We start from the raw sequence: 3405 nt of genomic DNA on the forward strand, positions 1-3405 counted from the left end.
ACTTCAACCACCGGCTGCAGGCGGCCGGCGTCACGCTGCGCCTGAACACGCGGGCGACGGCCGGGCTGCTGGTGGCCGGCGATTTCGAGCGCGTGCTGCTCGCCACCGGCGTGACGCCGCGCGATCCGAAGATCCCCGGCCAGGAGCTGCCGCACGTGCTCAGCTACATCGACGTGCTGCTGCAGCGCAAGCCGGTGGGCGACAAGGTGGCGGTGATCGGCGCCGGCGGCATCGGCTTCGACGTGGCGGAGTTCCTCGTCACGCCGCCAGGACACTCGCCGACGATGAACCTCGCCGAATGGCGGGCCGAGTGGGGCGTGGCCGATCCGTCCGAGGTGCGCGGCGGCGTCGTGCCGGCCCGGCCCGCGCCGGCGGCACGGCAGGTGGTGTTGCTGCAGCGCAAGAGCGGCAAGCTCGGCAAGGGGCTCGGCAAGACGACCGGCTGGATCCACCGCGCGGCCCTGCAGATGAAGCAGGTCGAGATGATCGGCGGCGTCAACTACGAGCGCATCACGCCGCAGGGCTTGTTCGTCACCTACGGCGAAGAACGGCGCGACGGCCAGCTGATCGAATGCGACACGGTCGTGCTGTGCGCCGGCCAGCTGCCGCTGCGCGAGCTGCTGGAACCGCTGCGCGCATCGGGTGTGGCCACTGACTTGATCGGCGGCGCCGACGAAGCGGCCGAACTCGACGCGAAGCGCGCCATCGACCAGGGCACACGGATTGCCCTGGCGCTTGAATGAGCCGTCTGTTGCGCACCGCCTTCGTCACCCTGCTGTTCTGCCTCACGGGCCTGGGGGGATGCGCCAGCCTGCCGCCGCCGCAGCCGCATGCGCCGGTGCAGGCACTGGCCGATCCGGAGAACACCGCGCTCGGCAGGTTCGTCGCGGCCAATGCGCCGTCGCCGGGCATCTCGGGCTTTCGCGTGCTGGCCTCGGGCGACGATGCGTTCGCCGCGCTGACCGCGCTGGCCGATCGCGCGCAGAAGACGCTGGACCTGCAGTACTACCTGATCCACAGCGATGAATCGTCGCGCGCGCTGATGCAGCGCGTGCGCGCGGCCGCCGACCGCGGCGTGCGCGTGCGGCTGCTGATCGACGACCTGAACACCGCCGGCCAGGACGATGCGCTGCTGCGCCTGACGCAGCACTCGCGCATCGAGGTGCGGCTGTACAACCCGTTCCCGTCGGGCCGCATGGCGACCTTGAGCCGCGTGATGGCCTCGCTGACCGACGCCGGCCGCATCAACCACCGCATGCACAACAAGATGTTCGTCGCCGACAACGCGCTGGCCGCGACCGGCGGGCGCAACCTGGGCGACGCCTACTTCGTGCAGAGCGCGCAGAGCAACTTCCTCGACATCGACGTGCTGGTGGCCGGGCCGGCGGTGAAGGCGCTGTCGGCGGTGTTCGACGGGTTCTGGAACGACCCGCTGGCGTATCCGATCGGCCTGGTGGTCGATGTGCCAGCCGCCTCGGCGGCTGCGACTGTGTCGACCTCTGCGAGCCAGGCTGACGCACCCGATCACCCGGCGAGCGCGCTGGCCGGCGAGGCGGCGGCCTCGGCCCCGGCGATCGTGGCGAGCGCCGCCCGCTCGCCGCTCGGCAGCGAGCTCGCACGCAACCAGCTGAAGCTGGTGTGGGCGCCGTCGCGCGTGCTGGCCGACAAGCCGACCAAGGCCAGCGCACCGGCCACCGAGGAGGCACCCGTGCCGCCGCACGAGGTGATCAGCGACGACGTCGAGGGCCTGCTGCGCGGCGCGCGCAGCGAGGTGGTGCTGATCTCGCCGTACTTCGTGCCCGGCGCGCGCGGCATGGCGCTGATCGACGACCTGAAGCGCCGCGGCGTGCGCCTGCGCGTGCTGACGAACTCGCTGGCCACCACCGACGCGCCGGCGGTGCACATCGGCTATGCGCGCTACCGCGAGCCGATGCTGAAGGCCGGCGTCGACCTGCGCGAACTGCGCGTGCACCTGGACCTGCCGCGCAGCAAGGTCGGCTCGTTCGGCTCGTCGCAGGCCTCGCTGCATGCCAAGGTGCTGGTGATCGACCAGCGCGACGTGCTGATCGGCTCGATGAACATGGACCCGCGCTCGGCCCGGCTGAACACCGAGATGGGCGTCGTGATGCACAGCCCGGAGATCGCGCGCCAGATGCTGCAGCTGTACGACGAGGTCGGCAGCGCCAACAGCTACCGGCTGTCGCTCGACGCCGAGGGCCGGCTGCTGTGGACGCTGTCGCCGCCCGGCGGCGCGCCGAAGGTGCTGACCAGCGAACCGGAGGCGAGCCTGTGGCTGAAGCTGACGGTGAAGCTGCTGTCGCCGTTCGCGCCGGAGGAAATGTTGTGAGGATGCTGCGCGCCGGTGCGTCCTCCGACCACATTTCACGCTGATTTCACGACCGGTTCACCTGTCCCGCTTGCGGCACTGAGATGATGCCGCCCGTGCGCCGTCAAGAGCATGGCGCGGATGGGGGAGGGGGAACCCGTGGGATTGAATCGAAAGCAATGGGCCGGCGTCGCCGTCGCGGTGGTGCTGGTGGGCGGCGGGATCGCGGCCGCGACACTCGGCTGGTCGCGCTTCGGCGGCAACATCAACGCACTCGAGGTGGACCTCGGGCATCCGCAGGCCTACGTGTCGACGCCGGCGCTGTCGCGCCTGCCACGCGACCTGGTCAAGGCGCCGGTGCTGCGCGACGTGCTGACCGAGGACTTCGCGTTCTATTACGAGGAGCATGAGAGCCGCCTCGGCCTGCAGGGCGCGCTGAAGCGCATCGCCTTCGAACACGACACCACGCTCGGCGACAAGCTGATCGAGCTGGCGCTGGACGAGCCGGCCGAGATGGCGTTCTGGACCGACGCCAAGGGCGCGCCGCGCCACTGGGTGATCGCGATGACGCGCGGCGTGCTGGCCCGCACGCTGCAAGGTGCTGCCGCGCTCGCCACCAGTGACCGCCAGCTCAGCGTGATCGACCAGATCCGCGTCAACGGCGACACGCTGCCGGTGTATGCGCTGACGCTGTCGCCGCGCCGCACGCTGGCGCTGGTGGCGCAGGGCAACCGCGTGGTCGTGCTCAGCGATCCGGGCCTGCTGTTCGACAGCGAACGCCAGGTCGACGCCCGGTCGCGCGACGCCGTGGCCGCGCTGCTGTCGGCCGATGCGAAGACGCAGGCGGTGTACCGGCGCGACTTCGGCCTCGGCGAGGCCGGCAACGGCCACACCCTGGTCGCCGACGCGCGGCTGATGTCGTTCGGCTACCAGCACTTCTTCCCCGGCCTGAAGGCCTTGCGCTTCGACCTCGCGCCGGGCGGCGCGGTGCTGGCCACGCACCTGCGCGTCGACAAGCCCGCGGCGCTGCCGGCCGCACCGGCCGACCGCGCGCTGTGGTCGGCCGTGCCGGCCAACCC

The 3405-nt window shown here is 71.3% G+C and carries 3 protein-coding genes; all 3 read left to right on the top strand.

The genetic code is table 11. The annotated features are described in order from the left end of the window. Window positions 1-743, top strand: a 743-nt coding sequence (locus AC1D01_RS25975) for an FAD-dependent oxidoreductase (RefSeq protein ID WP_477871497.1), incomplete at its 5' end; no start/stop codon positions are given. Next, window positions 740-2347: a phospholipase D family protein gene (locus tag AC1D01_RS25980; RefSeq protein WP_477871499.1), complete on the top strand. Its 1608-nt coding sequence runs from the start codon at window positions 740-742 to the stop codon at window positions 2345-2347. The genes AC1D01_RS25975 and AC1D01_RS25980, both read left to right, overlap by 4 nt. A 138-nt stretch (window positions 2348-2485) precedes the next feature. Beyond that, window positions 2486-3405 (top strand): DUF2138 family protein (locus tag AC1D01_RS25985; RefSeq protein ID WP_477871501.1); only part of this gene is annotated, 920 nt, incomplete at its 3' end.

This window comes from Rhizobacter sp. P3_B12 (assembly GCF_056402895.1).